Below are 24643 nucleotides of genomic sequence, written 5' to 3'. Positions count from 1 at the left end.
ACGGCCCCATTAGCGAATAGAAAAACCGTTTGTCAGCACGCAACGACGAGAACGTGCGAAAGTACGTGCCGATGTTGTTCCTTCACCGGTCGGCGTCGCAATTGTGAAAGTGGTAAAGCCTTCACCACCCACGCCAATCCCGGCGTAAGAGGGGCCATTTTTCACAAAAATGGAGGTCTGAAGCGTGCGTGCGGCAAGATTCAAACGCGACACATTCTGTGAATGCATAATGGCGGTGTGATGCAATCCCTCTTCAACTTTCAGAGCCAACGTTAACGCACTGTCAAAATCGCTCACCGTGACGATGGGGAGCATTGGCATTAGCTGCTCGCTGGTAACCCACGGGTCGTCAGCCTTGACGATACCTATCAGTAATCGAGGCGCTTTTGCCGGAACAGGTATTCCTGCGGCTTCCAGTAAGGTGGCCGGGCTTTTTCCTACCAGCTTTTTATTGGCCATGCCTTCGGGCAAACAGACTGCCCGCAGTTTGTCTACCTCTTCGCTCGTGAGAAGCAGTGCGCCAAAAGACTGCATTTGTTGAACCAGGCGTTCGGCAACGGCACTAACAACAATCAGGCTCTTCTCAGCAATGCAGGGGAGGTTGTAATCAAAAGATGCGCCGTTGATGATATCTTCCGCCGCCTTAACCAGGTCGGCTGTTTCATCGACAATACAGGGAGGGTTGCCTGCGCCTGCGCCAATGACTTTTTTCCCGCTTTTCATACCCATAGCAACAATGCCTGGGCCACCGGTAATCGCCAGAACTGCGATTTTAGGGTGTGCCATCATCTGCTGGGTAGCCTCAAAAGTGGGTTCTGTGACCGTGACGACAAGATTACGGATCCCGCAGCAGCGGAAAACAATATCCTCAATCATGGCAATCAGTTTCAGTGAGACCACTTTAGCGCCCGGATGCGGGCTAAAATAAACGCTGTTCCCCGCAGCCAGCATACTGATGCTGTTGTTAATTATGGTTTCCGTCGGGTTGGTACTGGGGGCGACGGAGCCAATCACGCCAAACGGTGAATACTCGAATAACACCATGCCGCCATCACCGGTCAGTGCCGTGGTGGTGAGATCTTCGATCCCTGGAGTATTGTCCAGCGCAGCTTTATTCTTGAGGAATTTATCCTCTTTGTTGCCCATTCCTGTTTCAGCTGCGCTCTCAGCGGCCAGGGAAGCAAGATGAGGGGTCAGTTCTTCTCGCAGGGCGTGAATGATGGCACTGCGAGTTTTTAATGGCGATTGCTGGTAACGTAAAAAAGCCTGATGCGCGGCTTCGATAGCTTCACCCACGGACGGAAAAATTCCGTTTCCTTTGGTTTCTGTTTTTGCCGGGGCGAGTTGTTCACTCAAAATGTTACGGATGAGGGTTTCAAGTTCTGAAGTATTCATTGATGTGTTCTCACGTTAATCGCCGCAATGGCCGTTTCTGCAATGTCCATATCCTGGTCAACGCTTCCCCCGCTGATGCCAAGACCCCCAAGGAGTAGACCCTCTCGCCATAATGCGTATCCGCCACCAAAAGTGACGACTTTTCCCTGCATATGGCTTTCCAGACCGTAAAGCGCCGCGCCTGGTTGCACCGCTGACGTTAATTCATGCGTGGCGCTTTTCATCGCCACGGCGGTCCAGGCTTTTTTGGGTGCCAGTTCGCTACTGACGAGCAATGCGTCAGGCATACGCCAGGTCACCGTTTGGGTCCCGTTCGCATCAACAATGCTGATGACGACCGGAACCTGAAGTTCTTCTGCTCTCGTCACCGCAGCGCGAGTCAGTTGGTGGAGCTCCTGAAAAGACAGAGACATAGTCGGCTCCTTTATGGCTGATGTACGGATGGCGGCGAGATAACGCTCAGCCACTTTCTGAATAATGTCGTTTTGATGGGCGTCATGATCTTCTGCCCGTGCGAGCGCATATAAGCAGTCGGACAGACGATTGATGTAACGCATCAGCACATGTCTGACAGCAATATCGGCAGAAAGCTCGACCAGTCGCCTCTCTGCGCGGCGAGCCAGCGTACGGGCAAAATGCAGACGGCTGGCCGCTTCGCTGCGGCCCGGTAAAATAAAGCTGCGCAGCGGCGGTACTCTCCCCATCGCGGTATCGATGGCGGTTTCCAGCGCTGCAATTTCTTCTGAACTGATGTAGCGCTGCTCTGGGTTTGGTTGTTCGCTCTCGCTGGCGAGTTCGGCGCTGAACCAAAAAAGCTGCAGTTGAATGTTTTCAAGTAACTGGCGGTGCTGCGGGCTTTTCGCCGCACAAATACACAGGCTAAGCGCCGCATTGAGTTCGTCCAGCGTCCCGTAAGCCTCGACGCGCGGATGCGTTTTGCTTACGCGTTGCCCGGTAAAGAGGGCCGTTGTGCCGGCATCGCCAGTGCGGGTATAAATCGCCATAGTTCCTCCTAACGAGAAAGCGTGTCGACAATGCCGACAATAGCCAGATCGATGGCCTCATTTGGGCCGGAGAAAACGTGCCGGGCACTGGAGCCGCTGCTGAGTAAAACCAGTTCGCCGGTTCCCGCGCCGACAGAATCAACGGCGACTTCGTCCCCGGTCGTCGGGGAGGCTGGCAGCTCTCCGTCAGCACTCACCCGACGTACCAGCAACAGCTTTTTCCCGACCAGGGAGGGGGACTTTTGCGTAGAGACAACAACGCCTGTAACCCGTGCCAGATGCATAGCTCACTCCTGCTTAATTAATTGGACATTTCGCGTACTGACAGTTTCCTGAGCCAGCGCAGTGACGACGCATCGACGGCGTAGCACTAAAACCGCATCGTGCAATTGGGCGACGTCGGCGTAACTGAGAAGTTTGTCAGGATGCAGAACGATGGCTCGCCCCAGTTCGTCACCAAACTCCAGCGGCAGACGCGCGAGTTTTTTCACGGGTACTGCGGGTAACAATTGGTGATGTAGTGAAATTTTCACGCGGACTCCGCATGCCAGCGCTTCGTGGATCGTGACTACCGACATATTGGCAGAGCTGCTTTCGACAATTTGCTCCAGCAGGAGCAGGTCAGCCTGCAAAATGTGCAGTGACGAGTATTGGCAGCATAGTATCCGTGGGTTTACTTCCCGTAACTGCGCGACGCTGAGGGAGATCGTGCTTGCCGCGCGTTTTTTTAATCGGGAAACAACCTCCTCGATAATGCGTTGCAGCAGTTCGTTGTTCATTGTGAAGTCACCAGTGTGGCGAATGCCTGCGGATTATCCGCCCCTGCGGCATTGGCTTCGTCGGTATCAATATGCATCTCAAGGCGCATATCCGGTGAAACGCGTACGGCGACGTTATCGAAAATCAGCCGGCGTTCATCGCCATTAATGGCGACCGAGACTTTGTCACCATGGGAAACCCGCAGAATCAGGGCATCGAGCGGCGACATATGGATATGCCGTTGAGCAACGATAACGCCGGATGTTAAGTCCAGTTCAGCAAATGGACTGACAAGGCGAATACCCGGCGTGCCCTGGATATTGCCCGACATACGCAGCGGGGCAGCAATACCTAGCGTACGGGCATCGGTACGTGAAATTTCAACCTGACTGGCGCTTCGTAGCGGGCCGAGTAAACGCACATTTTTTAACTGTCCTTTAGGTCCAACCAGCGTGACGGTCTGCTCTGCAGCGTATTGTCCGGGCTGCAATAGCCCTTTTTTCTTGCTGATAGGCTGATTGGGAAACAAACGGACGTAATCTTCAGTACAAAGATGAATATGACGATTAGAGATCCCCAGCGGAATAGGGCGCTCGCGCATTTCATCCAGAACTTTGGCGACCGTTGACTTGAGTTGCTGTTTATCCATCACGCTTTACCTCGTTTGCCAGAGTGCAGACAAAGAGATCGAGGCTCACCTTTCTGGCGGGTACAGGCTGGGTCAAGGCACAGATTGCAGCTAATCAACTCCGCATTTTGCGGCGCTTCGGACGCAGTGCTGTCCACCAACATCTCTTCTTGCGGCTCGACCTGGATGGGGGCGGGTGTTGGCTCGGGGGCCGGTGTCACGCTATGTGACAGGATTCCGTCCCCTGGTCTGGAAATGACTTTGTGAGCCACCAGCCCATCGCGTTGGTCCGCGAAACTGACACCGGTAGAAATGGCCGCCTGCACGGAGGCCACATCCCCGATTATCTTGATCACCGTCCAGCCTGAACCGTTGGTTTTTTCGAGGCCCACCAGCGTGATGGAGGCGGCTTTCGCCATGACGTCCGCGCAACTGATGGCTAATGCCAGACCACTAACTTCGAGTAATCCCAGTGATTGCTTCACGCTGTGCTCCTTGGTTGCAACGACTTATGCGGATTTAGGTAAAATGGCTTCAACGTCGCTGTGCGGACGCGGGATAACGTGGCAGGATTTCACCTCGCCAACGGCGCTTGCAGCTGCGCTTCCTGCATCTACTGCGGCTTTCACCGCACCGACATCACCACGGACCATAACGGTGATCAGGCCTGAGCCGATTTTTTCGTAACCGACCAACTGCACGTTTGCGGATTTCACCATGGCATCAGCGGCTTCAATAGCGCCGACAAGCCCTTTTGTTTCAACCAGTCCCAGTGCGTTATTCATACTGCTTGTCTCCTGTGGGTTATGAGTGGCATTCCCGGAATGGAATGCCTTTAACCAGCCGCGCAGCGTTATTACCGATGCTGCGACGAGCGTGGTTATCTTGTTGATACATCAGCGTAAAAAGCGGCGCTGACGCGGGTAGATTTTTGTAGTGCACGACCAGTTTTTCGCGACTGCAGCCAATGCCAACCAGCAGCGGCGACTGGCATGCCGCGAGCCATGCGTTGTGGATAACGTCGGCTGAATGGTTCTCCTGAATCACAAACGGGATCCCTTCTTCTTCAATACCCAGCAGCACGTCGTTCCAGGTGTCAGCACAGTCACCGGTGGTGAAGATAACGATAGCGGGCGTGTTGAGATTACTTTCCATGAGCGAACGCCTTGTGCCAGGAGAGAATCAGCCCGGTCGCGACCGCATTGCGCGGACCCTCGGTGCCACGAATGTTGCCGCGCCCGGCAACCAGGCGATAATGCGCCAGCGCATCGGTTACAAGTTGCGGTACTTCGAAATCCAGGGACGAGCCACCAACCAGCACCACAAAGGGAATATCCCGAATGTTCCCGGTCGGACTCACCTGACGTAACGCTCTGAGCGCGTTGGTGACAAAAACGCGCTCCTTGGCGCTGCGGCGAATGGCCCGTACTTTCTCCAGCGCCAGTTCGCCTGGCAGGGGCACCAGCTCATCAGGTTTTACTACGCACACGCGGGCAAAAACCGTTGGTGGAAGAGGCTCAGGGAAGAACTGAACGCTGCCATCTTCGTGGCGAAGATGGAACAAGCTCTCAACTTTCGCCAGCGGGTACTTTTTGATCTCTTCGGCCAGATAACGGTCATCCAGCCCCAGTTCACGGGCAATAATCATCGTGACCATATCGCCCGCACCCGCCAGGTGTGTGGCAATAATTTCGCCTTTCGGGTTGATGATGGAGGCGTCGGTCGATCCCGCACCGAGATCCAGAATAGCCAGTGGTCGCGTCGTACCCGGAGTGGTTAAGGCCCCGAGAATGGCCGCTTCGGCTTCAGCCCCGCCAACCTGGACATCAATGTTGAGCTTTTGCGTGATCTCCTGGGCAATCATTGCCATTTGCAGGCGATCTGATTTCACCATTGAGGCAATACCGACAGCCTGTTCCAGCGAAAACTCACCGGCAAGTCCACCGGTCACGCTGACGGGAACCGAGGTATCAACCGCCAGTAGATCCTGAATAAAGATTTCCTGACTGGGTTTGTTGGTTAATTCAGCCATTGTCTGGCGTACATGTTCCAGCATGCCGCCAATATTGGTCCCCGCTTCGCCGGTAACGTTATCCAGTTTCGGGCACTCGCCAACGGCTTTCATAATCGCGTCAGCGCCTGCTGCAACGTCGACGCGTACGGTACGCCCTTGTGACTGTAGCTCCAGATTCCCGGCGGGAATGGCTCGTGCTTTCACATCGCCTGACGGCGTTTTCACCACCACGGCAGAGCGGTTGCCGATCAGCGCGCGCGCCATCGGGACAATGTTTTTAGTCTCGTCGGCATTGAGACCAAAGACAGTTGCAATCCCGTAGGGGTTAGAAAGCGTTTCAATGACCTTTCCGGGAACCGCGACCTCAATAGCAGCTAACATACCCAATGGGATACGGTCGATATGAAGCACTTCATCCACGATGGGCAGGGGGTGAGTCAGACGATTGCTGACTAACACGCCATCGTCTTGCTGCAAAATTACGCCAGTTAACTGGTATCCGGCGCGTACCGAGGCATTAATCATCGTGGCGACATCGGCGAAATCAAATGCCGATGACACCACCAGAATATAAGGTGTATCCGCCGGACGGCTGAGCAGCTCTTCCGGCGTAATAGTAATGCCAACACCCAGCCCGACACCGCCCGGCGTTTTAGGGTTATGGCCGATCATGGTGGATTCAGTGATGATGGTTTCGGTGATTGTTTCCATCGCCACGTCGCCAATGACCGGAGTGGCTTCGTTAATACGGATGAGCGAAATATCGCTGACATTGATGCCGGCGTTTTTTGCTGCCAGCGTAAGTGCCTCCTGAATGCCAAACACATTACGCAATGTGCCTTTTATCCCGGTGGTTTCTGCCAGGGCGCTGTTGGTAATACACAGCGCGCCAGACTCATCCAGGGTAGCCAGAGCGACTTCCGTTGATGAGTTACCTATGTCAATGCCAGCTAGATATCGCATGATCCTGTCCCTGAGTTAGTCGTCGCCTTTGAGTTTTTTACGCTCAACATACAGCGCTGCCGCTTCACGAACGAAAGCCGCACAGATCTTTGCCTGATAACGATTTTCGAGATCGTCAGCGATAGCCATCAGCTCATCTTTAGTCGAGCGATACGGGCGTAGCGCGTTATAGATCTCCAGGATGCGATCGTCAGGTACAGCGGTTAGCTCTGCGGCGCGCTCAAAGTTCATCGCCAGTCTGTCACGCCCGGCATCTTTGGCGATTTCCGCCTGCAGGCGCAGCGTTTCAGGCGTGATGCGCATGTCCTGTGCCGTCACCTTGTTGCTCAGAACATTTTCGAGCGTGAAGTCATCCAGGGTTTTATTGGTCGCGGTTTTTACCCACTCAGGATGTTTATTCGCGAGAGGGTAATCCGTGACTTTCGCGGTATGTGCTGATGAACTTGCCGCAACCGGAGTTGCGGACTCGCCTTGCAGGCTGTTCATCCGGCTCAGCACATCCCGAACCATCGATTCAATTGCGTCGGTATTCATGGAGTTATCCTTTATCAAAGCGCCACGCGCAGTTCCTGCGGGTTTTTGCCCGTCACGACATATTTGGTCTCTTTAATGTGCAGAATGGCCGATTTCGCCTGGTACTTAGGTCGAGCCATCTGGTCATTCAGAGTAGGGACCGGTTGCGGAGATTCACGCTTGGCATAACGCGCGGCGTTTTTACCGATCTGACGATAGGTTTCCAGCGTCAGAAGCGGCGCCTGAGGGAACAGTTCCAGATTAGAAAGCGGCGGTAACCCCTGCTGGTGGATAACCGTGGTGCCTTTTGACTGGATGCCGATAGAGATCCCGGAACCGCTCAGACGGTTGCCTTCCACGGCGACAAACGCGACATCAGAGGATTTAAAGCAGCGGATAACGCGTGCTTTAATGCCTTCCTCTTCAATCCCGGCAATCACTTCGCGCAAGATATTCTTATGCGGGATCCCGACGATATTGACGGTTTGTGAGAGCCCGAACGCTGGACCTACGGCAATAATCACTTCGTCTTGCTGCTGACCTTGTTTAGCTTCGCCAATCTCGGTCAGAAAACTGTCGCTCTGTACCGCTGCGGCCTGCGGCGCGCTTGCCGCTGTCGATGCGTGGAATGAGACGGGTTTGTCGCTGGTCTGCATTTCAGACAGCACGTCTTCAATTATCTGGCGCAGCAGCTTTTCATTAATTTCCATTTTTCACCCCTTAGCCAAGTTCGTTGGGATCAAGTGCGCCAGGGATGTTTTTGATCTCTTCCCAGCGTTCGCCTTGCAGGCGATAACCTGTTGCCGGACCGGCATAGTCATTGACGTCATTTACTGCGGATAGCACCTGTCCGTCGCCAACGATAATGGCGGAGGTATGCAGATAATCTCCGGTTAACTTGGCTTTCTGGATGTTGAGCATGTCCTGCGCAACATCGGTAAACCCGCCCTGAGCAAGCGCTTTTACCACTTCAAGACCGTTGCGATTTTTACTGATGATCTCTTGTGCAAATTTGATGTCTTCAACGATGTTGCGCTCTGGCATATCTTTCGATCCGTGAGCGTAAGTCGCAGCTTCCACTTCTTCATCAGTGATTGGCGGTAATCCCATCCCGGCAAACACAGCCTGCAGCGCGCGGGCCGCTTTGTTACGAATGGCGATAACATCTTCTTCTCGAACCGGACGCAGGCCGCCGTCCACTTTCAGGTCGCGCTGGATAACGTTGTAGTCGTCAAAGTCTTCAGCATCTTCGTTGGAACCGGCGAACATGTTGTCGTAGTTCGGCACCGCGGAATAACCGGAAGAGATGAAGTCAGTACCTGGCAGGAACTGCATCAGCAGACGCGCGGTACGACGCATATCCGAGTGGGTAAAGGTCTGGTCGTTGCTGGAGGCGCATTCCAGATCCAGAGAAGAACAGATCAGGTTTTCGGCCAGAACTGCACGAATACCGGACGGGACGGCAGAAGGTACGCCGATGCAGCTTACTGAGCCGTTTTGCAAACCCTGCACGCCAGCGGCTTTGGTGATGTAAATGCAGCGGGCTTCCAGATAAAGCATCGATTTACCTTCGGCATAACCCATCTGAACTTCAGAGCCAGAGCCGGAAGTAAAGCGCATTTTCAGGCCGCGAGAGGCGTAGGAAGAGGCGAGGAAGCCTTTCGACCATGGTGTGTCGTCGCCGTCGGTAAAGACGGGTTCTGTACCATAGACGGAGATAGTTTCCGCGTAGCATGTGTGGCCCAGCATGCCGAGCTTAAGTTCGGTTGCTTCTTCCAGAGAGCACTGAGTTAACACGCCAGGTCGTCCAACCTGTGAACCGACTAACAAGGCAATGGCGTTAAATGGCGCGTAGCGTGCGACGGCAACGGTCGTTTCCTGTTCGTCAAATCCGCGCCATGCGCCTTCTGCAGCGTCAGCGGCAATCTGTACCGGGTTATCCTTGACGTTAGTGACGTGCGCCTGTTGAGACGGAGTTCGACGGGCACGCATTTTCTGCATGGCCATCATCATCTCGACGACGTTCATATGGGACACCACTTCGACAATTTTTGCTGGTGTCATGGCGGTGGTCAGCGGCACGATATCTTTGCGCTTCACGTTAGGGTCGCAAAGCATATTGGCCAGTTTGACCGAGTCCATTGCCATGACTTCTTCAGCGCGCGCCAGGTTAATGCCGTAGCGGGCAATGAAATGGTCAATTAAGTCAAATTCACTGGCGGATTTGCCGTCCAGTTCAGTCACAGTACCGTTGACGATTTTAATCGATGGTTTAGGGTCGTTCGGGCTTTCCATCGCAATGAAGCCTTCTTCGATCCACTCCTTAACGAAACCATCCTGATTCACAGGGCGTTTCGCCAGTGCTTCAAATCTTTTCGATCTCATGAATCAGCCTCACTGATATCAGATGTAGGACGGACGATCGTTTTTCGGCTCTGAGCCGAGGGTCCCGAGTACGGTTTTACCGATTTCACGGGCGGAGATAACAGCCTGACGAACTGCGCCGGAATCACCAGAGATGACCAGAATGGCTTCGTTGCTGAAGCTGGTGCCATGGGCCGGGGAGCTGTAGGCTACAACTTCTACATTGGCGGATTTCAGCGCAGTATCAGCCATCAGGACACCCACGGAGGCTGGTGCGCCGACAATCACGCCACAGGCACGGCCAATCGGCGCGCCAAAGGCTTTTTCCAGCGCGTTGCTGGCGCGGGCGGTGTATTGCATCTCGATGTGACCGGCTTCGTTGGCATAAACATCGCCAAAGGTGCGATCCAGCTCTTTCAGCGCAACCTCAATTCCGCGTTTCACGTCGGAAACATCGTTGCCACCGAGGATAATCAGCGAGCCGTGGCCCGCGCCGCCTTTGGTATCTCGTGGCAATTCAATACTGACGACTTCCGTATTTGTTGCTTTTACCGCTTCATCGGCGGCCATAATGTGCGGACCTGCGCCAGTACGGGCGCCAAGGATGCCAATGGAGCGATAACGTTTTTCAAGTTTCATCGCGTCCAGTAAGGCGCTGTCTACGTTGGCGATTACCAGACCGACGGTGTCGCCAATCGCGGTACCGACAAACTCCGTTAAACTGCAGCTTTTCTCTGCCATAGCCGTTTCTCGTGTTGGGTGATTATTTTCAGGGATAGCCTGCTGTTCTGGGGTTGCCACGCGAGCAATCACCTGCGCCATGATCTGTTCAACCAGCTCATTGCTGCTCATTAGCTAATTCCCTTCGGTAAGATTTTTTCTACATCGGTATGAGGGCGCGGGATAACGTGTACGGCTTTCACTTCTCCCACATTACGGGCTGCGGCGGCGCCGGCATCTGTTGCTGCTTTGACTGCGCCGACATCGCCGCGGACAATAACGGTTACCAGCCCCGAACCAATTTTTTCGTAGCCGACCAGCATTACATTGGCTGACTTCACCATTGCATCTGCGGCCTCTATGGCTGCAGTTAAGCCTTTGGTTTCTACCATTCCTAACGCTTCTTGTTGCATAAAGACCTCGCCTGGGTTGTCCCGATATTCATGACTATAAAAAGAAGCGAGGAAAAAGAATGGCTGAGTTGAAAGTATGAATGAAAAAATAGTGAGGTTATGGTGATATAAAATTGCTATGTTTTATTTTATCTTTTTGTTTTTAATGGTTATTTTTTATTTTCATAATATGAATATTTAGTTATGTTCATTCCATATTTACACTTTTGTTAGTGACATTAAAAATGGCATTTGCTATGCGGAAAAATGAAAATGTGATGATTGTCTGAAAACATAATTCTGCCAATAGCAATATTTTATCGTTTCACAAATGTACCACTAATAGTGGATTTCCCTGTGTTCTCGCCTGTTTTAATAAAAGTGATAGCAAGAATTTGCTATCTCAGCACGATTTTGAGGGGCATGCCGCCTTCAGATTGCCAACATTTTGCCGATACGGCTTTTTATAGTAAGCCTTGAAGTATTCTACGTACCAGCAAGGAGTCCGCTGGTAAAGACACGAACTCTGCTTAGAAGGTGTCACAATGAACGATTCACTAAAAGCGCAATGCATTGCTGAGTTTTTGGGTACCGGGCTGTTTTTGTTTTTTGGCATCGGATGCCTGAGCGCACTTAAAGTCGCGGGCGCCAGTTTGGGATTATGGGAGATCTGCATCATATGGGGGTTGGGGATCTCGCTTGCCGTTTACCTGACAGCGGGGATTTCTGGCGCGCATCTCAATCCTGCAATCACCATCGCCCTGTGGTTATTTGCCTGTTTTCCGGGGCGCAAAGTTGTGCCATACACCGTAGCGCAGGTTGCGGGTGCCTTTGGCGGCGCGTTGCTAGCCTATCTGCTGTACGGAAGTCTATTTACCGAATATGAGTCTGCCCATCAAATGGTACGCGGCAGCCTTGAAAGCCTGCAATTGGCCAGTATTTTTAGTACTTATCCAGCGGCGGCGCTCAGCGTCTGGCAGGCTGCGCTGGTTGAAGTAGTGATCACTTCCATTCTGATGGGCATGATCATGGCACTTACCGATGACGGTAATGGCGTCCCCAGAGGGCCATTGGCGCCTTTATTGATTGGCATTCTGGTGGCTGTTCTCGGTGCATCTACCGGGCCGCTCACCGGATTTGCGATGAACCCGGCACGTGATTTCGGTCCAAAATTATTTGCATGGATGGCCGGGTGGGGAGATGTGGCGATGACTGGCGGGCGTGATATCCCTTATTTCATCGTACCGATTGTGGCCCCCATCATCGGTGCGTGCGCGGGCGCAGCAATTTATCGTTATTTTATTGGCAAAAATTTACCGTGTAATACGTGTAAACTGGAGGAAAATGAGAGCTAGCTTCACGGAAGATGTTTATTTTTAAAGCGTAAAAACTGTTTTCGTGATCCGGTTTCCTGAACCGCTGAAAAAGTCTCCCCACAATGGGAGACTTTTGTTATGTTCGATGATGACTTTCATCAGCGCCCAGGAAAGCGAGATGAAACTGGATGTGTAAATAGTATGTTTTATTTATAACAATAAATTAACTGAGAGGTTTTATCATGATTTCTGCGAGTGCCCTGAACTCAGAACTCATTAATAAAATCGCACAGGATTTTGCGCAGGCCACCAGTCTGGCTGTTGTGGTTGTCAATATTCACGGTGATGAAATTTCTGAGCTTTTTAATTTCACCCCTTTTTGTCAGTTGATGCGCCAGCATCCTCAGCACAGTACCCGTTGTCGTATGAGCGATCGCTGTGGCGGGCTGGAAGCTTCAAAATCCGATCAACCCTGCATCTATCGCTGCCACGCGGGGCTTACCGACTTCTCAATTCCGCTGGTAATTGCGGGTCACCTGGTTGGGTTCGTATTGTGTGGTCAGGTGCGTTTAAGTAACGATGTCGGCCTGGTGGATATCCTGAACGTCGATGACCGCTGGCAAGCCGATCCCGAACTGCTCAGTGAATTTCGTAATGTGCCGGAGATGGACTATTCGCGCGTTATCGCCTCGGCGGATCTGCTAAAGCTCATCGTGGAAAATTGCCTTAAAAAACAACTAAATTTTGTGGTTATCAAAGACAACCCGCAGCAGGCAGAGCCAGTACGCGCCAACCGAACGCCGAATCCTCACGACAGCAAAATGAAAAAAGCGCTGCGCTATATTGATGCGCATTTGTCAGATGAGTTACGCCTGGAAGATGTTGCGTCTCATGTTTACCTTAGCCCTTACTATTTCAGTAAATTGTTCAAAAAATATCAGGGTATCGGGTTTAACGCCTGGGTAAATCAACAGCGAATGGCGAGTGCCAAAGAGTTACTCTGTCATAGTGACTGGAGCATAGCCAGCATTGCGCGTAATTTAGGCTTTTCACAAACCAGTTATTTCTGCAAAGTATTCCGCCAGACGTATCAGGTTACGCCGCAGGCATTTCGCCAGCAAATAAATGTCATTTCACGCGGTGAGTCCGCTTAAATAGCAATATTTTGCTATTGCCGATTTTTGATATCGGGCGCTATGTCAGTAATTATAAAATGAAAAGTAACAACAGCAGTCAATAAATTGTCATAGCGCAACAAAATAATAGTATTAGAGGGATAAACTGCACCAGTTTTTATTTTTGTGATGAGATACAGTGTCTGTATGCCTGACTTTCTTTATTCTTTGCTGACACTTTCATTCAAAATGTGAACATGTGAATAAGTGGGTTTATGCCAGATAATTGGCTGAATGAATCCGGAAAGATATTAAATTGAATTATTGTCATGAGGTCGTGAATTTACCTCATAACAGGGAGCTTAATTAAGGCTCCTGAACTGACAGGTTTGCCACATTTGTGGTAGGGAAGGGGGTGAGAATCCCCCGCAGCCCCCGCTGCTGTGATGCTGACGACCCCGTATGGACCACTGATCGCAAGATTGGGAAGGACGGGTGAGGATGACGCTAAGCCAGAAGACCTGCCTGTCAGTGACTACCAACAACTTCGGTGGGAAGTGGGTGGTTCAGATGCATACAGTCGAGAGACTGGGTATCTCTACACCCCTACCACCCTGAACAGGATCAGGGTATGGCGGCCAATTTTCACGCATTTGTTCTTGCAGGTACCGGAAGCGGCTGTGGTAAAACCACGGTGACGCTGGGCTTGTTGAGCTTGTTGAAAAAACGCGGTTTACGCGTCCAGCCTTGCAAAGTGGGGCCTGATTACCTTGATACCGGCTGGCATACAGCGGTATGCGGTACCGCTTCCCGCAATCTTGATAGCTTCATGCTTCCCGCTTCCACTCTCAATGCTTTATTCCGCGAGCAGATGCAACATGCCGATATCGCCGTGATTGAAGGCGTGATGGGGTTGTATGACGGTTATGGTACCGACCCGAACTACTGCAGTACCGCCGCGATGGCCAAACAGTTAGGTTGCCCGGTCATCTTACTGGTTGATGGTAAAGCTGTTTCCACCTCGATAGCCGCAACGGTAATGGGTTTTCAGCATTTTGATCCCACGCTGAACATCGCCGGGGTGATCGTTAATCGGGTCAACAGCGAAACGCATTATCAGCTGCTGAAGGTGGCGATTGAGCGTTACTGTTCCGTTCCTGTATTAGGCTACGTTCCCCGTATGGAAGGCGTTGCGCTTCCGGAGCGTCATCTGGGGCTGGTTACTGCGCGTGAGTCTGTTATCAATCAGCAGCCGTGGCAGGACTTTGCCGCGACGCTGGAGCAGACGCTGGATATCGATGCTCTACTGAAATTAAGCCAGCTAAACACCCTCCCTGCGGGTGAATGGCCTACGCTTCCCGATACTGATGCCGGAGAAGGGCTAACGCTTGCTATCGCTGATGACGAAGCGTTCAACTTTTATTACCCGGACAATATTACTTTGCTTGAACGCACGGGGCTGAAGATTGTCCGTTTTAGCCCGTTGCACGACACCTGTTTACCTGATTGTCAGATGATCTGGCTGGGTGGCGGATACCCTGAGTTACATGCTGCGGCTCTGGCCCGCAATGTCTCGCTGCTTAAGCAATTGCGAGCCGCACATCACTGCGGCGTGGCGATTTACGCCGAGTGCGGTGGGCTGATGTATCTCGGCAGTTCGCTGGAGGACAGCCACGGTGATAGCTGGTTGATGGCGGATATCATTCCCGGTCACAGCAAAATGGGGAAACGTCTGACCCGATTTGGCTACTGCGAGGCGCAGGCCGCGCAGCAAACCTTGTTAGCTGCAGAAGGCGAAGTGCTGCGTGGGCATGAATTTCACTACTCAGATTTTATTCCTGAAACTCCCGCGGTGATGCACTGTCGTAAAGTGCGCGATGGCAAAACGTTGCAGACCTGGTCCGGCGGCTGGCAGGTGGGTAACACTTTCGCCAGCTATCTACACGTTCATTTTGCTCAACGTCCGCAGATGCTTAACCATTGGTTGGCAGCCGCGAGGAGCGCGCTATGACGATCCTTGCGTGGTGTGTTGCCTGGCTGCTTGATTTTATTATTGGCGATCCGCAGAACTGGCCGCATCCGGTGCGCTGGATTGGCAATCTGATTTCTGCCATGCAGCGAGTCGTGCGGCGCTACTGCCATAGCGATCGTGCGTTGCGCATTGGTGGCGCGGCGATGTGGGTAGTGGTGGTTGGCCTGACCTGGGCTGTGTCCTGGGGCGTACTGGCGCTGGCGCACTCTATTCATCCCTGGCTTGGTTGGGTGGTAGAGGTTTGGATGATCTTTACCGTGCTGGCGGGGCGCTGTCTGGCGAACGCCGCGCAGGATGTCGAACGTCCGTTGCGTGCCGGTAACCTTGCCGCAAGTCGGGAAAAGTTATCTTGGATCGTGGGTCGCGATACTTCGCAATTACAACCTCAGCAGATCAATCGTGCCGTGGTGGAAACCGTGGCCGAAAACACCGTTGATGGCATCATCGCGCCGCTGTTTTTCCTTCTTCTCGGCGGCGCGCCTTTGGCGATGGCCTACAAAGCGGTAAATACCCTTGACTCCATGGTGGGTTACAAACATGAAAAATACCGCGCTATCGGTATGGTCAGCGCGCGTCTGGATGATGTCGCAAATTATATTCCTGCGAGACTGAGCTGGCTGCTGCTGGGCGTGGCTGCATTTTTATGCCGTCAGGACGGTTCGCGTGCTTTGCAGATCGGCTGGCGCGATCGCTATAACCACAGTAGCCCAAACTGCGCGTGGTCGGAGGCCTCCGTTGCCGGGGCATTAGGTATTCGTCTGGGTGGCCCTAATGACTACTTTGGCGAGCGCGTTGAGAAACCGTGGATTGGTGATGCACAACGCGACATTTCGGTAGACGACATTTCCCATACGATTCGATTGATGTGGGTGGCATCGACGCTGGCACTGGCGCTGTTTATCGCGCTGCGGTGGCTGCTGGTCGGTGTAGCCTGAGGACAACACTATGCAATATATCCAGCAACCCCAGGCTATTGAGGCCAAAAGTTTCGACATTATAGGCGAGATTATCCGTGAAACCCGTCCGGACTATCAGTTTGCCAGTCCGTTGCATGAAGCCATTATCAAGCGGGTCATTCACACCACGGCGGATTTCGACTGGCTGGACATTCTGTGGTTTTCCAGTGATGTGCTGGAGCAGTTCTGCGCGGCGCTTAGCCGTTCGAGCGTGATTTATACCGATACCACCATGGCCCTTTCCGGGATCAATAAAACGCTGCTGGCAAAATTTGGCGGCGAGTGCCGCTGCTATATCAGCGATCCACGAGTCGTACGTACGGCAAAAGAGCAGGGGATCACCCGCTCAATGGCGGCTGTCGATGTTGCGGTGAAAGAAGAGGGGGAAAAGCTGTTTGTTTTTGGCAACGCGCCGACAGCGCTGTTCCGCCTGCTTGAGCATGATGTTGCGGTTAGCGGTGTGGTTGGTGTACCGGTTGGGTTCGTTGGTGCTGAAGAGTCGAAAGATGCCCTGACCCAAAGCAACCTGCCGGCCATTGCTGCGTTAGGCCGTAAAGGGGGGAGTAACGTCGCCGCTGCTATCGTCAATGCCATGCTTTATCACATGCAGGGGGCGCGATGAGCGAGGCCTTCGATACGCCGGTGTGGCACAACGGCAAAGCGCTGCGTAAAGGATATACCACGGGATCGTGCGCGACGGCGGCTGCAAAAGTGGCGGCGCTGATGGTATTGCGCCAGCACCTGATCCATCAGGTTTCCATCGTGACGCCTTCCGGGGTGACGCTGTGCCTGAACGTCGAATCGCCGCATATCGAAGGGCAGCAGGCGATAGCCGCGATCCGTAAAGACGGTGGCGATGATGTCGATGCCACGCATGGCATGCTGATTTTTGCCCACGTGACGTTAGATGATAGTGGCGTGATCGCCTTACAGGGCGGTGAAGGGGTCGGTACGGTTACCCGCAAAGGGATCGGTCTACCGGTGGGGAGTTCGGCGATTAACCGCACACCTCGCCAGACCATTGAGTCGGCGGTACGTGAAGCGATTGGTCCAAATCGTGGGGCGCAGATTGAAATCTTCGCGCCGGAAGGCGAAGAGCGGGCGCAAAAAACTTACAACTCGCGGCTTGGCATTCTGGGCGGTATTTCGATTATTGGCACCACGGGTATCGTCACGCCAATGTCGGAAGAGAGCTGGAAGCGTTCGCTGTCGCTGGAGCTGGAAATTAAACGCGCGGCGGGTCTGGATCGCGTGGTTCTGGTGCCGGGAAACCACGGTGAACGTTTTGTGCGTGAACAGATGGGCATCGACACCCAGGTTGTGGTCACCATGAGCAACTTTGTCGGCTACATGATTGAAGAAGCCGTCCGTCTGGGATTTCGGCAAATCGTGCTGGTGGGACATCCCGGGAAACTTATCAAAATCGCGGCGGGGATCTTCCATACCCACAGCCATATTGCCGATGCGCGTATGGAAACGCTGGTGGCCCATCTCGCGTTGCTTGGCGCGCCTCTGGAACTGCTGAGGCTGGTCAGCGACTGCGATACTACCGAAGCGGCGATGGAACACATCGACGCGTACGGCTTTCAGCATATTTATAACCATCTGGCGGAGCGGATCTGTATGCGCGTTCTGCAAACGTTGCGCTTTACCAAAAATCCCCCGACCTGCGACGCCATCATGTTCTCGTTTGACAATCAGGTGCTTGGCAGTAATCGCCCGATCGCAGAAATTGCTGAGGAGATGCAATGTTAACCGTTGTGGGAATGGGACCCGCGGGTTTGCATTTGATGACGCCTGCGGCGCGTGAAGCGGTCGCAACGGCTGACGTGCTGGTCGGCGGAAAGCGGCATTTGCAGCAATTCCCGGATTTCACCGGTGAACGGTTTGCTCTTGGCGCCAATATCGCGGAGCTCCTGAACTGGGTAACTGCGCACAAGGATAAGCATGTCGTCGTACTGGCGTCTGGCGATCCGCTGTTCTACGGCATTGGGACGCGCATGGTGGCGCATTTTGGCATCGGGCAGGTACGCATTATTCCCGGTATTAGCGCGGTGCAGTATCTGTGCGCGCAGTCCGGTATCGATATGAACGATATGTGGCTGACCAGTAGCCACGGGCGCAGCGTCTGTTTCGATGAACTGGCCCGACATAACAAGGTGGGGATGGTTACAGATGCGTTGTGCGGCCCACGTGAAATCGCGCAGCAGCTAATCACTCGAGGCAAGGGACATCGCTGGATGGTTATTGGCGAAAACCTGGCGATGGAAAACGAGCGGATCCATGTCCTGCCTGTGAGTGAAATTAATGCCGACTATGACATGAATGCAGTGGTGATCCTTGATGAAAGATGAGCTGTTTCTGCGTGGAGAGAAGGTGCCGATGACCAAAGAAGCGGTACGCGCACTTGCCCTCTCAAAACTTGAATTACACCGCGCCAGTCACCTGATTGATATTGGTGCGGGAACAGGCAGCGTGTCGATAGAAGCGGCGCTGCAATATCCAGGATTGCGCGTGACGGCAATCGAACGTAACCCGGCGGCGCTCAGGTTGCTGGATGAAAATCGCCAGCATTTTGCCTGCGCAAATATCGACATTTTTCCCGGCGTTGCGCCAATGACCATCGCCGAAAAAGCCGATGCCATTTTTATGGGCGGCAGCGGTGGGCATCTGACCGATCTCATTGACTGGTCGATGCGTCAACTGCATCCCGCCGGGCGGCTGGTAATGACGTTTATCCTCCAGGAAAACCTCAATACCGCGCTGGCTCATCTGGACCATCTTGGCGTACAGGGAGTGGATTGCCTGCAGCTACAGGTTTCCTCGCTTACCACGCTTGGCAGTGGTCATTATTTCAAACCGAATAACCCCGTATTTGTTATCGCCTGTCAGAAGGAAGGAAACCATGTCTGAGATTTTTGATCCCCGTAGCGTGTGGTTCGTTGGCGCAGGTCCTGGCGATCGCGAGCTGATTACCCTCAAAGGTTACCGTTTGCTACAGCAGGCGCAGGTGGTTATCTACGCTGGATCGCTGATTAACACCGAACTGCTGGAATATTGCCCCGCCGGTGCTGAATGCCACGACAGCGCTGAACTGCATCTGGAGCAGATCCTCGATCTGATGGAAGCTGGCGTGAAGGCTGGCAAGACCGTGGTGCGTCTGCAAACTGGCGACGTCTCACTGTACGGTTCCGTCCGCGAGCAGGGCGAGGAACTGACCAAACGCGGGATCGACTGGCAGGTGGTGCCCGGCGTCAGCGCATTCCTCGGTGCGGCGGCGGAACTCGGCGTGGAGTATACCGTGCCTGAAGTCTCTCAAAGCCTGATCATTACCCGTCTGGAAGGACGCACGCCGGTCCCCGAGCGCGAACAACTGGAGTCGTTTGCCAGTCACCAGACATCTATGGCGATTTATCTTTCCGTCCAGCGTATTCATCGGGTGGCCGAGCGTTTGATTGAAGGCGGTTATCCGGCGACCACGCCAGTGGCGGTGATCTACAAGGCGACCTGGCCGGAAAGCCAGACCGTGCGCGGTACTCTGGCGGATATTGGCGACAAGGTTCGCGATGCGGGCATCCGCAAAACGGCCCTGATTCTGGTCGGTGATTTCCTGGGCTCGGAGTATCACTACTCCAAACTCTATGCGGCGGACTTTAGCCATGAATACCGTAAAGCCTGAGTCAATTGCGCTTTTTTGCCTGACGCCAGGCGGCGTTGTGCTGGCGAAACGTCTGGCGGCTATGCTGCCGGTCACCTGTTTTACCAGTGAAAAGCTGCTGGAGGAGGGGTTTATTCCCTTTGAAAACGGCTTTGCCAATACCGCCCGCGAAGCGTTTATGAATTATTCGGCGCTGATTTTTATCGGAGCGACCGGCATTGCGGTGCGCGTACTGGCCCCGCTGGTCAACGATAAATTTTGCGATCCGGCGGTGGTGGTCATTGATGAACGTGCCCAGCATGTCATCAGCCTGCTCTCCGGCCACGCAGGGGGCGCGAATGCGCTGGCGCGTTATCTGGCAGGCATGTTGGGCGCCGACCCGGTTATCACCACGGCGACGGATGTCAACGATATGGCGGCCCTGGATACGCTGGCATTCCAGTTGAATGCCCGGATGAGCGATTTCCGTTCGGCGGTGAAGATCGTGAATCAGATGCTGGTCAGCAACAAGCGGGTTGGCCTGTGGTGGGATGACGAACTGACTCAGGATATCAGCCATTGCGATCGCCGTGGTTTTATCACGGTAACCGATCTCAATCAGCTTCCCGAACTGGATGCGCTGGTGTGTATCACCTTACGCACCAACTTACCCGAACTGCCTGTTCCGCACTGGAAGCTGGTGCCGCAGCGGGTCGTGGCCGGAATTGGTTGTCGCCGCGACACACCGTTTCCACTGCTGGCTGCGCTGCTTGCCCGTCAACTTGAAGCCCAGCAACTCGACCCGCTGGCGCTCAAAGCCATTGGCAGTATCACGCTGAAAAAAGATGAACAGGGGCTCATCCAGTTGGCTTCGTGCTGCCGCGTGCCTTTCGAAACCTTTTCCGCTGACGCGCTGCGTGAGCATGAACACCGTTTTCCGGCCTCATCGTTTGTTCGCAAAACGGTGGGGACAGGAAGCGTTTCTGGTCCTGCAGCCTGGCTGCTGAGCCACGGACAACTGTTAGGCGAGACCCTGCGAGAACAGGGCGTCACTATCACTTTGGGAGTTTCACACTGATGTTAAGCGTAATTGGAATTGGCCCTGGCTCGCAGGCAATGATGACCATGGAAGCCGTTGAAGCACTACAGGCAGCGGAAATCATCGTTGGCTATAAAACCTACACCCATCTGGTTAAGGCCTTTACTGGCGACAAACAGGTGATCAAAACCGGGATGTGCAAGGAGATTGAACGCTGTCAGGCGGCGATCGAACTGGCGCAGGCGGGTCACAATGTGGCACTCATCAGTAGCGGTGATGCGGGGATTTACGGGATGGCCGGGCTGGTGCTGGAGCTGGTCAGTAAGCAAAAGCTGGATGTTGAGGTCAGACTGATCCCAGGCATGACTGCCAGCATCGCCGCCGCCTCCTTACTGGGCGCGCCGTTGATGCACGACTTCTGCCACATCAGCTTAAGCGATCTGCTGACGCCATGGCCGGTTATCGAAAAACGCATCGTTGCCGCTGGCGAAGCCGACTTTGTTATCTGTTTCTACAACCCGCGCAGTCGCGGTCGCGAAGGTCATCTGGCGCGCGCATTTGAGCTGCTTTCCGCCAGCAAGAGCGCGCAAACGCCTGTGGGTATCGTGAAATCAGCCGGACGTAAAAAGCAGGAAAAATGGCTGACCACTCTCGGTGAAATGGACTTTGAGCCGGTTGATATGACCAGTCTGGTGATCGTTGGCAATAAAACAACCTACGTACAGGACGGCCTGATGATCACGCCACGAGGTTATGTGCTGTGAATTACGGTGACGTGTTGGTCATGGGCGGTACCAGCGATGCGCGCATGCTGTGCCAGCAACTGGATGCGGCAAACGTGGCCTACACCCTGTCAGTGGCGACCCCAACGGGGAAGCAGCTGGCGGGAGACATCAAAGGCCAGGTGCGTTGCGGACGTCTGGAGCGTGAGCAAATGATTGCCTGGCTGCAGGAAAATCGGACGCGCTGGGTGATTGATGCCTCGCATCCGTATGCCGAGGTGGTGAGCCGCAATATCGTGAGCGCTTGCGAAGCGGCGGGCGTGCTGCTGAGCCGCTACCAACGTCCTGAGCAGTTGAGTGGTTTAACCCACCCGCATCTGTTTACCGTACAGAGTATTCAGCAAGCCTGCGAGGTGGCGCGACGCTTCGGTAAACGCGTGTTGCTCACCACCGGCAGTAAAGATTTAGCCATCTGGCGTGAAAGATTAGCGGAAAAAACGCTGCTGGCGCGTGTTTTGCCTGTACCTGAGGTCATTCAGCAATGCGCGGATCTGGGTTTTGGCGTCGGTGAAATTTTTGCGTTGTGCGGGCCGTTTAGCGCCGAGTTCAACGCCGCATTTTACCGTCAGTGTCAGGCTGATGTGGTGATCACCAAAGCATCTGGTGCGGAAGGTGGTTATCAGGAAAAAGTTCAACCCTGTCTGGATGCTGGTATCCCCTGCATCGTGATTACACGTCCGGCACCGTTGGTGACGGGAGAAGAGTTACTGGAAAGTCAGGCCGCATTTGGGGCGCGTTTAACGCGCTGGCTGGCCGCTGCTTAAGGAGTTAGAGATGAAAAAGGCGCTTCTGGTGGTCAGCTTTGGCACCAGCTATCACGACACCTGTGAGAAAAATATTGTGGCCTGCGAGCGCGATCTCGCGGCCAGTTGCCCGGATCGTGACCTGTTCCGTGCGTTTACCTCCGGGATGATTATCCGCAAGCTCAAGCAGCGTGACGGCATTGATATCGACACGCCGTTGCAGGCGCTGCAAAAGCTGGCAGAGCAGGGGTATCAGGATGTGGCTATTCAGTCGCTGCACATCATCAACGGCGACGAATACGAAAAAATAGTCCGCGAAGTACAAAGTATGCGTCCGCTGTTTTCTCGCCTGACGCTCGGCGTACCGCTGCTGAGCAGCCATGAAGATTACGCGCACCTGATGCTGGCGCTGCAACAGCAGATGCCGCCGCTTGGCGAAAAGGAAAAAGTGGTCTTTATGGGGCACGGAGCCAGCCATCATGCCTTTGCCGCTTATGCCTGTCTCGATCATATGATGACGGCGCAGCGCTACCCGGCGCGGGTCGGGGCGGTGGAAAGCTACCCGGAAGTGGATGTGTTAATTGATAGTTTGTCTCAGGAAGGGGTGACGGCGGTGCATCTGATGCCGCTGATGTTAGTTGCTGGCGACCATGCCATCAATGATATGGCCTCCGACGAAGACGATTCGTGGAAGACATTGTTTAATGCGGCCGGGATACGGGCTACGCCGTGGCTCAGTGGGTTGGGTGAGAATCCGGCGGTGCGCGCCATGTTTGTGGCGCATTTACAGCAGGCGCTGAATGTGGCGCTGGAGGAAGCGGCATGAGCGGAAAACTGTACGCGTTAAGCACCGGGCCAGGCGCTTCCGATCTCATCACCGTGCGCGCCGCCCGCACGCTGGGTCAGCTCGATATTCTCTATGCGCCTGCCGGGCGTAAAGGCGGCGACAGCCTGGCGCTGTCAATCGTGCGGGAGTATATCGGCGAGCAGACCGAAGTCCGCTGCTGCCATTTTCCAATGAGTGCCGACAGCGCTGAAAAAGAGGCTGTCTGGGATGAGGTTGCCGCCGCGCTGGTTCAGGAAGTGGAGGCCGGTAAACAGGTTGGTTTTATTACCCTTGGTGATGCCATGCTGTTTAGTACTTGGGTCTTTTTACTCCAGCGTATTGGCTGTCCTGACTGGTTGGAAATCGTTCCGGGCGTGACCTCTTTTGCCGCGATTGCCGCGCGTTCGAAAACGCCGCTCGCCATGGAGCAACAGTCGCTGGCGGTGGTCTCATGTACCGCGCCGGAAGCGGAAATCCAGCAGGCGTTAAAGCAGCATGACAGCCTGGTGCTGATGAAAGTGTACGGTCGTTTTGCGCGCATCAAAGCGTTGCTGCAACAAGAGGGCTTGTTGAATTGCGCATTGATGATGTCTGAAGCCACACTGCCGGGTGAGCAGTGCTGGCGTCATCTCAACGAAGTCAGCGACGACCAGCCGCTGCCTTATTTCTCGACCATTCTGGTTAATAAACAGTGGGAGTATGCACAATGAAGCTTGAACAACAGCTAAAACAGCTGTCTTTCAGCGGGTTGGCTGCGGCGCTATTACTGATGATTGTCCCTGAGCAAGCGTTCGCCATGCACATTATGGAAGGCTTCTTGCCGCCAATGTGGGCGCTGGCCTGGTGGCTGCTGTTTTTACCTTGCCTGTGGTACGGATTAGTGCGCTTGCGTCAAATCGTCCAGGAAGACAGCCACCAAAAAGTGTTACTGGCCCTCTGCGGCGCGTTTATTTTTGTGCTGTCGGCGCTGAAAATTCCTTCCGTTACCGGAAGCTGCTCGCATCCGACTGGTGTCGGGCTGGCGGTTATCCTGTTCGGACCGGGTGTGGTCGCTATTCTCGGTGCAATCGTCCTGCTATTCCAGGCCTTGCTGCTGGCGCACGGTGGTTTAACGACGCTCGGCGCCAACGGTATGTCGATGGCGGTGATTGGCCCGGTAGTAGGTTACATGGTGTGGAAAATGGCCTGCCGCGCGGGGCTACGCCGGGATGTCTGCGTCTTCCTGTGCGCCATGCTGGCGGATCTCGTCACCTATTTTGTTACCTCGGTGCAACTGGGCGTTGCGTTCCCGGATCCGTCCGCAGGCGCAATGGGGTCGATTGTGAAATTCATGGGCATTTTCTGCCTGACGCAGATCCCCATCGCGATTGCGGAAGGTCTGCTCACCGTAATGATTTATGACCAGCTAACCAAACGCCAGTTGATAACCGCACAAGGACATTAAC

29 protein-coding genes and 1 riboswitch are annotated in these 24643 nt (G+C 54.0%); of the genes, 15 read left to right on the top strand and 14 right to left on the bottom strand.

Annotated elements, in window-relative coordinates:
• Positions 1-9: 9 nt before the first annotated feature.
• Genes pduP through pduA form a run of 14 tightly spaced genes read right to left on the bottom strand, consistent with a single transcriptional unit; the run spans position 10 to position 10773 of the window.
• Positions 10-1395: a CoA-acylating propionaldehyde dehydrogenase PduP gene (gene pduP / locus FOB24_RS16050; RefSeq protein WP_121529220.1), complete on the bottom strand. Its 1386-nt coding sequence runs from the start codon at positions 1393-1395 to the stop codon at positions 10-12.
• Positions 1392-2399 (bottom strand): two-domain cob(I)yrinic acid a,c-diamide adenosyltransferase PduO, encoded by a 1008-nt coding sequence (pduO, locus tag FOB24_RS16045; protein WP_150345156.1) that lies wholly within the window; start codon positions 2397-2399, stop codon positions 1392-1394. The genes pduP and pduO overlap by 4 nt, the downstream gene beginning before the upstream one ends.
• An 8-nt stretch (positions 2400-2407) precedes the next feature.
• Entirely contained in the window at positions 2408-2683 is a 276-nt protein-coding gene (locus tag FOB24_RS16040; RefSeq protein ID WP_042307565.1) for a EutN/CcmL family microcompartment protein, read from the bottom strand.
• A gap of 3 nt (positions 2684-2686) precedes the next feature.
• Positions 2687-3178 (bottom strand): microcompartment protein PduM, encoded by a 492-nt coding sequence (pduM, locus tag FOB24_RS16035; RefSeq protein WP_150345155.1) that lies wholly within the window; start codon positions 3176-3178, stop codon positions 2687-2689.
• Positions 3175-3807, bottom strand: coding sequence for a phosphate propanoyltransferase (locus FOB24_RS16030; RefSeq protein WP_038641680.1), 633 nt, complete (start codon positions 3805-3807; stop codon positions 3175-3177). The genes pduM and FOB24_RS16030 overlap by 4 nt, the downstream gene beginning before the upstream one ends.
• Entirely contained in the window at positions 3807-4271 is a 465-nt protein-coding gene (locus FOB24_RS16025; protein WP_150345154.1) for a BMC domain-containing protein, read from the bottom strand. Before FOB24_RS16025 ends, FOB24_RS16030 begins: the two co-directional genes overlap by 1 nt.
• A gap of 24 nt (positions 4272-4295) precedes the next feature.
• Complete coding sequence (gene pduJ, locus FOB24_RS16020) at positions 4296-4571, bottom strand: propanediol utilization microcompartment protein PduJ (RefSeq protein ID WP_001057752.1); 276 nt, start codon at positions 4569-4571, stop codon at positions 4296-4298.
• A 19-nt stretch (positions 4572-4590) separates the two neighbouring features.
• Positions 4591-4941 (bottom strand): glycerol dehydratase reactivase beta/small subunit family protein, encoded by a 351-nt coding sequence (locus FOB24_RS16015; RefSeq protein WP_038641675.1) that lies wholly within the window; start codon positions 4939-4941, stop codon positions 4591-4593.
• Complete coding sequence (locus FOB24_RS16010; RefSeq protein WP_121529217.1) at positions 4931-6763, bottom strand: diol dehydratase reactivase subunit alpha; 1833 nt, start codon at positions 6761-6763, stop codon at positions 4931-4933. The genes FOB24_RS16015 and FOB24_RS16010 overlap by 11 nt, the downstream gene beginning before the upstream one ends.
• Positions 6764-6778: 15 nt before the next feature.
• Entirely contained in the window at positions 6779-7297 is a 519-nt protein-coding gene (pduE, locus tag FOB24_RS16005; RefSeq protein ID WP_016153529.1) for a propanediol dehydratase small subunit PduE, read from the bottom strand.
• A 14-nt stretch (positions 7298-7311) separates the two neighbouring features.
• Positions 7312-7986: a propanediol dehydratase medium subunit PduD gene (pduD, locus tag FOB24_RS16000; protein ID WP_038641670.1), complete on the bottom strand. Its 675-nt coding sequence runs from the start codon at positions 7984-7986 to the stop codon at positions 7312-7314.
• A gap of 10 nt (positions 7987-7996) precedes the next feature.
• A complete protein-coding gene (pduC, locus tag FOB24_RS15995) occupies positions 7997-9661 on the bottom strand; it encodes a propanediol dehydratase large subunit PduC (RefSeq protein ID WP_038641668.1) in 1665 nt (554 codons plus the stop codon).
• 18 nt (positions 9662-9679) lie between these two features.
• Entirely contained in the window at positions 9680-10492 is an 813-nt protein-coding gene (pduB, locus tag FOB24_RS15990) for a propanediol utilization microcompartment protein PduB (RefSeq protein ID WP_150345153.1), read from the bottom strand.
• A complete protein-coding gene (gene pduA / locus FOB24_RS15985) occupies positions 10492-10773 on the bottom strand; it encodes a propanediol utilization microcompartment protein PduA (RefSeq protein WP_003030255.1) in 282 nt (93 codons plus the stop codon). Before pduA ends, pduB begins: the two co-directional genes overlap by 1 nt.
• A 524-nt stretch (positions 10774-11297) precedes the next feature.
• Here pduA and pduF point away from each other — a divergent pair.
• The 15 genes from pduF (at position 11298) to cbiM (ending at position 24642) form a co-directional block, all read left to right on the top strand.
• On the top strand, positions 11298-12107 hold the full coding sequence (gene pduF, locus FOB24_RS15980) for a propanediol diffusion facilitator PduF (RefSeq protein ID WP_087855993.1): 810 nt from the start codon (positions 11298-11300) through the stop codon (positions 12105-12107).
• Positions 12108-12310: 203 nt separating this feature from the next.
• Positions 12311-13222, top strand: a complete 912-nt coding sequence (gene pocR, locus FOB24_RS15975; protein ID WP_006683984.1) for a transcriptional regulator PocR — start codon at positions 12311-12313, stop codon at positions 13220-13222.
• Between the two features lie 329 nt (positions 13223-13551).
• A riboswitch (cobalamin riboswitch) is annotated at positions 13552-13726 on the top strand.
• Positions 13727-13814: 88 nt separating this feature from the next.
• A complete protein-coding gene (locus FOB24_RS15970) occupies positions 13815-15194 on the top strand; it encodes a cobyrinate a,c-diamide synthase (RefSeq protein ID WP_150345152.1) in 1380 nt (459 codons plus the stop codon).
• Positions 15191-16150 carry an adenosylcobinamide-phosphate synthase CbiB gene (gene cbiB / locus FOB24_RS15965; protein WP_087855995.1) on the top strand — a complete coding sequence of 320 codons (960 nt, stop codon included), beginning with the start codon at positions 15191-15193 and terminating at the stop codon, positions 16148-16150. Before FOB24_RS15970 ends, cbiB begins: the two co-directional genes overlap by 4 nt.
• 10 nt (positions 16151-16160) lie before the next feature.
• Positions 16161-16793, top strand: coding sequence for a cobalt-precorrin-8 methylmutase (locus tag FOB24_RS15960; RefSeq protein WP_150345151.1), 633 nt, complete (start codon positions 16161-16163; stop codon positions 16791-16793).
• The gene (gene cbiD / locus FOB24_RS15955) at positions 16790-17926 is read left to right on the top strand and encodes a cobalt-precorrin-5B (C(1))-methyltransferase CbiD (RefSeq protein WP_150345150.1); all 1137 of its coding nucleotides are present in this window, start codon (positions 16790-16792) and stop codon (positions 17924-17926) included. Before FOB24_RS15960 ends, cbiD begins: the two co-directional genes overlap by 4 nt.
• On the top strand, positions 17920-18525 hold the full coding sequence (locus tag FOB24_RS15950; RefSeq protein ID WP_061381971.1) for a cobalt-precorrin-7 (C(5))-methyltransferase: 606 nt from the start codon (positions 17920-17922) through the stop codon (positions 18523-18525). The genes cbiD and FOB24_RS15950 overlap by 7 nt, the downstream gene beginning before the upstream one ends.
• A complete protein-coding gene (locus FOB24_RS15945; RefSeq protein ID WP_038641653.1) occupies positions 18515-19084 on the top strand; it encodes a decarboxylating cobalt-precorrin-6B (C(15))-methyltransferase in 570 nt (189 codons plus the stop codon). The genes FOB24_RS15950 and FOB24_RS15945 overlap by 11 nt, the downstream gene beginning before the upstream one ends.
• Positions 19077-19850 carry a cobalt-precorrin-4 methyltransferase gene (locus FOB24_RS15940; RefSeq protein ID WP_085047979.1) on the top strand — a complete coding sequence of 258 codons (774 nt, stop codon included), beginning with the start codon at positions 19077-19079 and terminating at the stop codon, positions 19848-19850. Before FOB24_RS15945 ends, FOB24_RS15940 begins: the two co-directional genes overlap by 8 nt.
• Positions 19831-20886, top strand: a complete 1056-nt coding sequence (gene cbiG, locus FOB24_RS15935; RefSeq protein WP_038641649.1) for a cobalt-precorrin 5A hydrolase — start codon at positions 19831-19833, stop codon at positions 20884-20886. Before FOB24_RS15940 ends, cbiG begins: the two co-directional genes overlap by 20 nt.
• The gene (locus tag FOB24_RS15930; protein ID WP_003030278.1) at positions 20886-21611 is read left to right on the top strand and encodes a precorrin-3B C(17)-methyltransferase; all 726 of its coding nucleotides are present in this window, start codon (positions 20886-20888) and stop codon (positions 21609-21611) included. Before cbiG ends, FOB24_RS15930 begins: the two co-directional genes overlap by 1 nt.
• Positions 21608-22393: a cobalt-precorrin-6A reductase gene (locus FOB24_RS15925; protein ID WP_038641647.1), complete on the top strand. Its 786-nt coding sequence runs from the start codon at positions 21608-21610 to the stop codon at positions 22391-22393. Before FOB24_RS15930 ends, FOB24_RS15925 begins: the two co-directional genes overlap by 4 nt.
• A 10-nt stretch (positions 22394-22403) precedes the next feature.
• Positions 22404-23198: a sirohydrochlorin cobaltochelatase gene (cbiK, locus tag FOB24_RS15920; RefSeq protein ID WP_150345149.1), complete on the top strand. Its 795-nt coding sequence runs from the start codon at positions 22404-22406 to the stop codon at positions 23196-23198.
• On the top strand, positions 23195-23908 hold the full coding sequence (locus tag FOB24_RS15915) for a cobalt-factor II C(20)-methyltransferase (RefSeq protein WP_038641643.1): 714 nt from the start codon (positions 23195-23197) through the stop codon (positions 23906-23908). Before cbiK ends, FOB24_RS15915 begins: the two co-directional genes overlap by 4 nt.
• Complete coding sequence (cbiM, locus tag FOB24_RS15910) at positions 23905-24642, top strand: cobalt ECF transporter S component CbiM (RefSeq protein WP_038641642.1); 738 nt, start codon at positions 23905-23907, stop codon at positions 24640-24642. Before FOB24_RS15915 ends, cbiM begins: the two co-directional genes overlap by 4 nt.
• Position 24643 lies beyond the last annotated feature (1 nt).

Source organism: Citrobacter werkmanii, from assembly GCF_008693645.1.
GTDB lineage: Bacteria > Pseudomonadota > Gammaproteobacteria > Enterobacterales > Enterobacteriaceae > Citrobacter > Citrobacter werkmanii.
This window is presented reverse-complemented; position numbering and strand designations above follow the sequence as displayed.

Excerpts from the sequence above, each read along its gene's own strand:
- FOB24_RS15970 (WP_150345152.1), top strand. The coding sequence starts at position 13,815 with ATGGCGGCCAATTTTCACGCATTTGTTCTTGCAGGTACCGGAAGCGGC.
- pduO (WP_150345156.1), bottom strand. The coding sequence starts at position 2,399 with ATGGCGATTTATACCCGCACTGGCGATGCCGGCACAACGGCCCTCTTT.
- pduD (WP_038641670.1), bottom strand. The coding sequence starts at position 7,986 with ATGGAAATTAATGAAAAGCTGCTGCGCCAGATAATTGAAGACGTGCTG.
- pduB (WP_150345153.1), bottom strand. The coding sequence starts at position 10,492 with ATGAGCAGCAATGAGCTGGTTGAACAGATCATGGCGCAGGTGATTGCT.
- cbiG (WP_038641649.1), top strand. The coding sequence starts at position 19,831 with ATGAATACCGTAAAGCCTGAGTCAATTGCGCTTTTTTGCCTGACGCCA.
- FOB24_RS16015 (WP_038641675.1), bottom strand. The coding sequence starts at position 4,941 with ATGGAAAGTAATCTCAACACGCCCGCTATCGTTATCTTCACCACCGGT.
- cbiK (WP_150345149.1), top strand. The coding sequence starts at position 22,404 with ATGAAAAAGGCGCTTCTGGTGGTCAGCTTTGGCACCAGCTATCACGAC.
- FOB24_RS16040 (WP_042307565.1), bottom strand. The coding sequence starts at position 2,683 with ATGCATCTGGCACGGGTTACAGGCGTTGTTGTCTCTACGCAAAAGTCC.
- FOB24_RS15945 (WP_038641653.1), top strand. The coding sequence starts at position 18,515 with ATGAAAGATGAGCTGTTTCTGCGTGGAGAGAAGGTGCCGATGACCAAA.
- FOB24_RS15950 (WP_061381971.1), top strand. The coding sequence starts at position 17,920 with ATGTTAACCGTTGTGGGAATGGGACCCGCGGGTTTGCATTTGATGACG.
- FOB24_RS15930 (WP_003030278.1), top strand. The coding sequence starts at position 20,886 with ATGTTAAGCGTAATTGGAATTGGCCCTGGCTCGCAGGCAATGATGACC.
- cbiB (WP_087855995.1), top strand. The coding sequence starts at position 15,191 with ATGACGATCCTTGCGTGGTGTGTTGCCTGGCTGCTTGATTTTATTATT.
- pocR (WP_006683984.1), top strand. The coding sequence starts at position 12,311 with ATGATTTCTGCGAGTGCCCTGAACTCAGAACTCATTAATAAAATCGCA.
- FOB24_RS16030 (WP_038641680.1), bottom strand. The coding sequence starts at position 3,807 with ATGGATAAACAGCAACTCAAGTCAACGGTCGCCAAAGTTCTGGATGAA.
- pduE (WP_016153529.1), bottom strand. The coding sequence starts at position 7,297 with ATGAATACCGACGCAATTGAATCGATGGTTCGGGATGTGCTGAGCCGG.
- FOB24_RS15915 (WP_038641643.1), top strand. The coding sequence starts at position 23,195 with ATGAGCGGAAAACTGTACGCGTTAAGCACCGGGCCAGGCGCTTCCGAT.
- pduP (WP_121529220.1), bottom strand. The coding sequence starts at position 1,395 with ATGAATACTTCAGAACTTGAAACCCTCATCCGTAACATTTTGAGTGAA.
- cbiD (WP_150345150.1), top strand. The coding sequence starts at position 16,790 with ATGAGCGAGGCCTTCGATACGCCGGTGTGGCACAACGGCAAAGCGCTG.
- pduM (WP_150345155.1), bottom strand. The coding sequence starts at position 3,178 with ATGAACAACGAACTGCTGCAACGCATTATCGAGGAGGTTGTTTCCCGA.
- FOB24_RS15940 (WP_085047979.1), top strand. The coding sequence starts at position 19,077 with ATGTCTGAGATTTTTGATCCCCGTAGCGTGTGGTTCGTTGGCGCAGGT.
- pduF (WP_087855993.1), top strand. The coding sequence starts at position 11,298 with ATGAACGATTCACTAAAAGCGCAATGCATTGCTGAGTTTTTGGGTACC.
- FOB24_RS15960 (WP_150345151.1), top strand. The coding sequence starts at position 16,161 with ATGCAATATATCCAGCAACCCCAGGCTATTGAGGCCAAAAGTTTCGAC.
- FOB24_RS16010 (WP_121529217.1), bottom strand. The coding sequence starts at position 6,763 with ATGCGATATCTAGCTGGCATTGACATAGGTAACTCATCAACGGAAGTC.
- cbiM (WP_038641642.1), top strand. The coding sequence starts at position 23,905 with ATGAAGCTTGAACAACAGCTAAAACAGCTGTCTTTCAGCGGGTTGGCT.
- pduC (WP_038641668.1), bottom strand. The coding sequence starts at position 9,661 with ATGAGATCGAAAAGATTTGAAGCACTGGCGAAACGCCCTGTGAATCAG.
- pduJ (WP_001057752.1), bottom strand. The coding sequence starts at position 4,571 with ATGAATAACGCACTGGGACTGGTTGAAACAAAAGGGCTTGTCGGCGCT.
- pduA (WP_003030255.1), bottom strand. The coding sequence starts at position 10,773 with ATGCAACAAGAAGCGTTAGGAATGGTAGAAACCAAAGGCTTAACTGCA.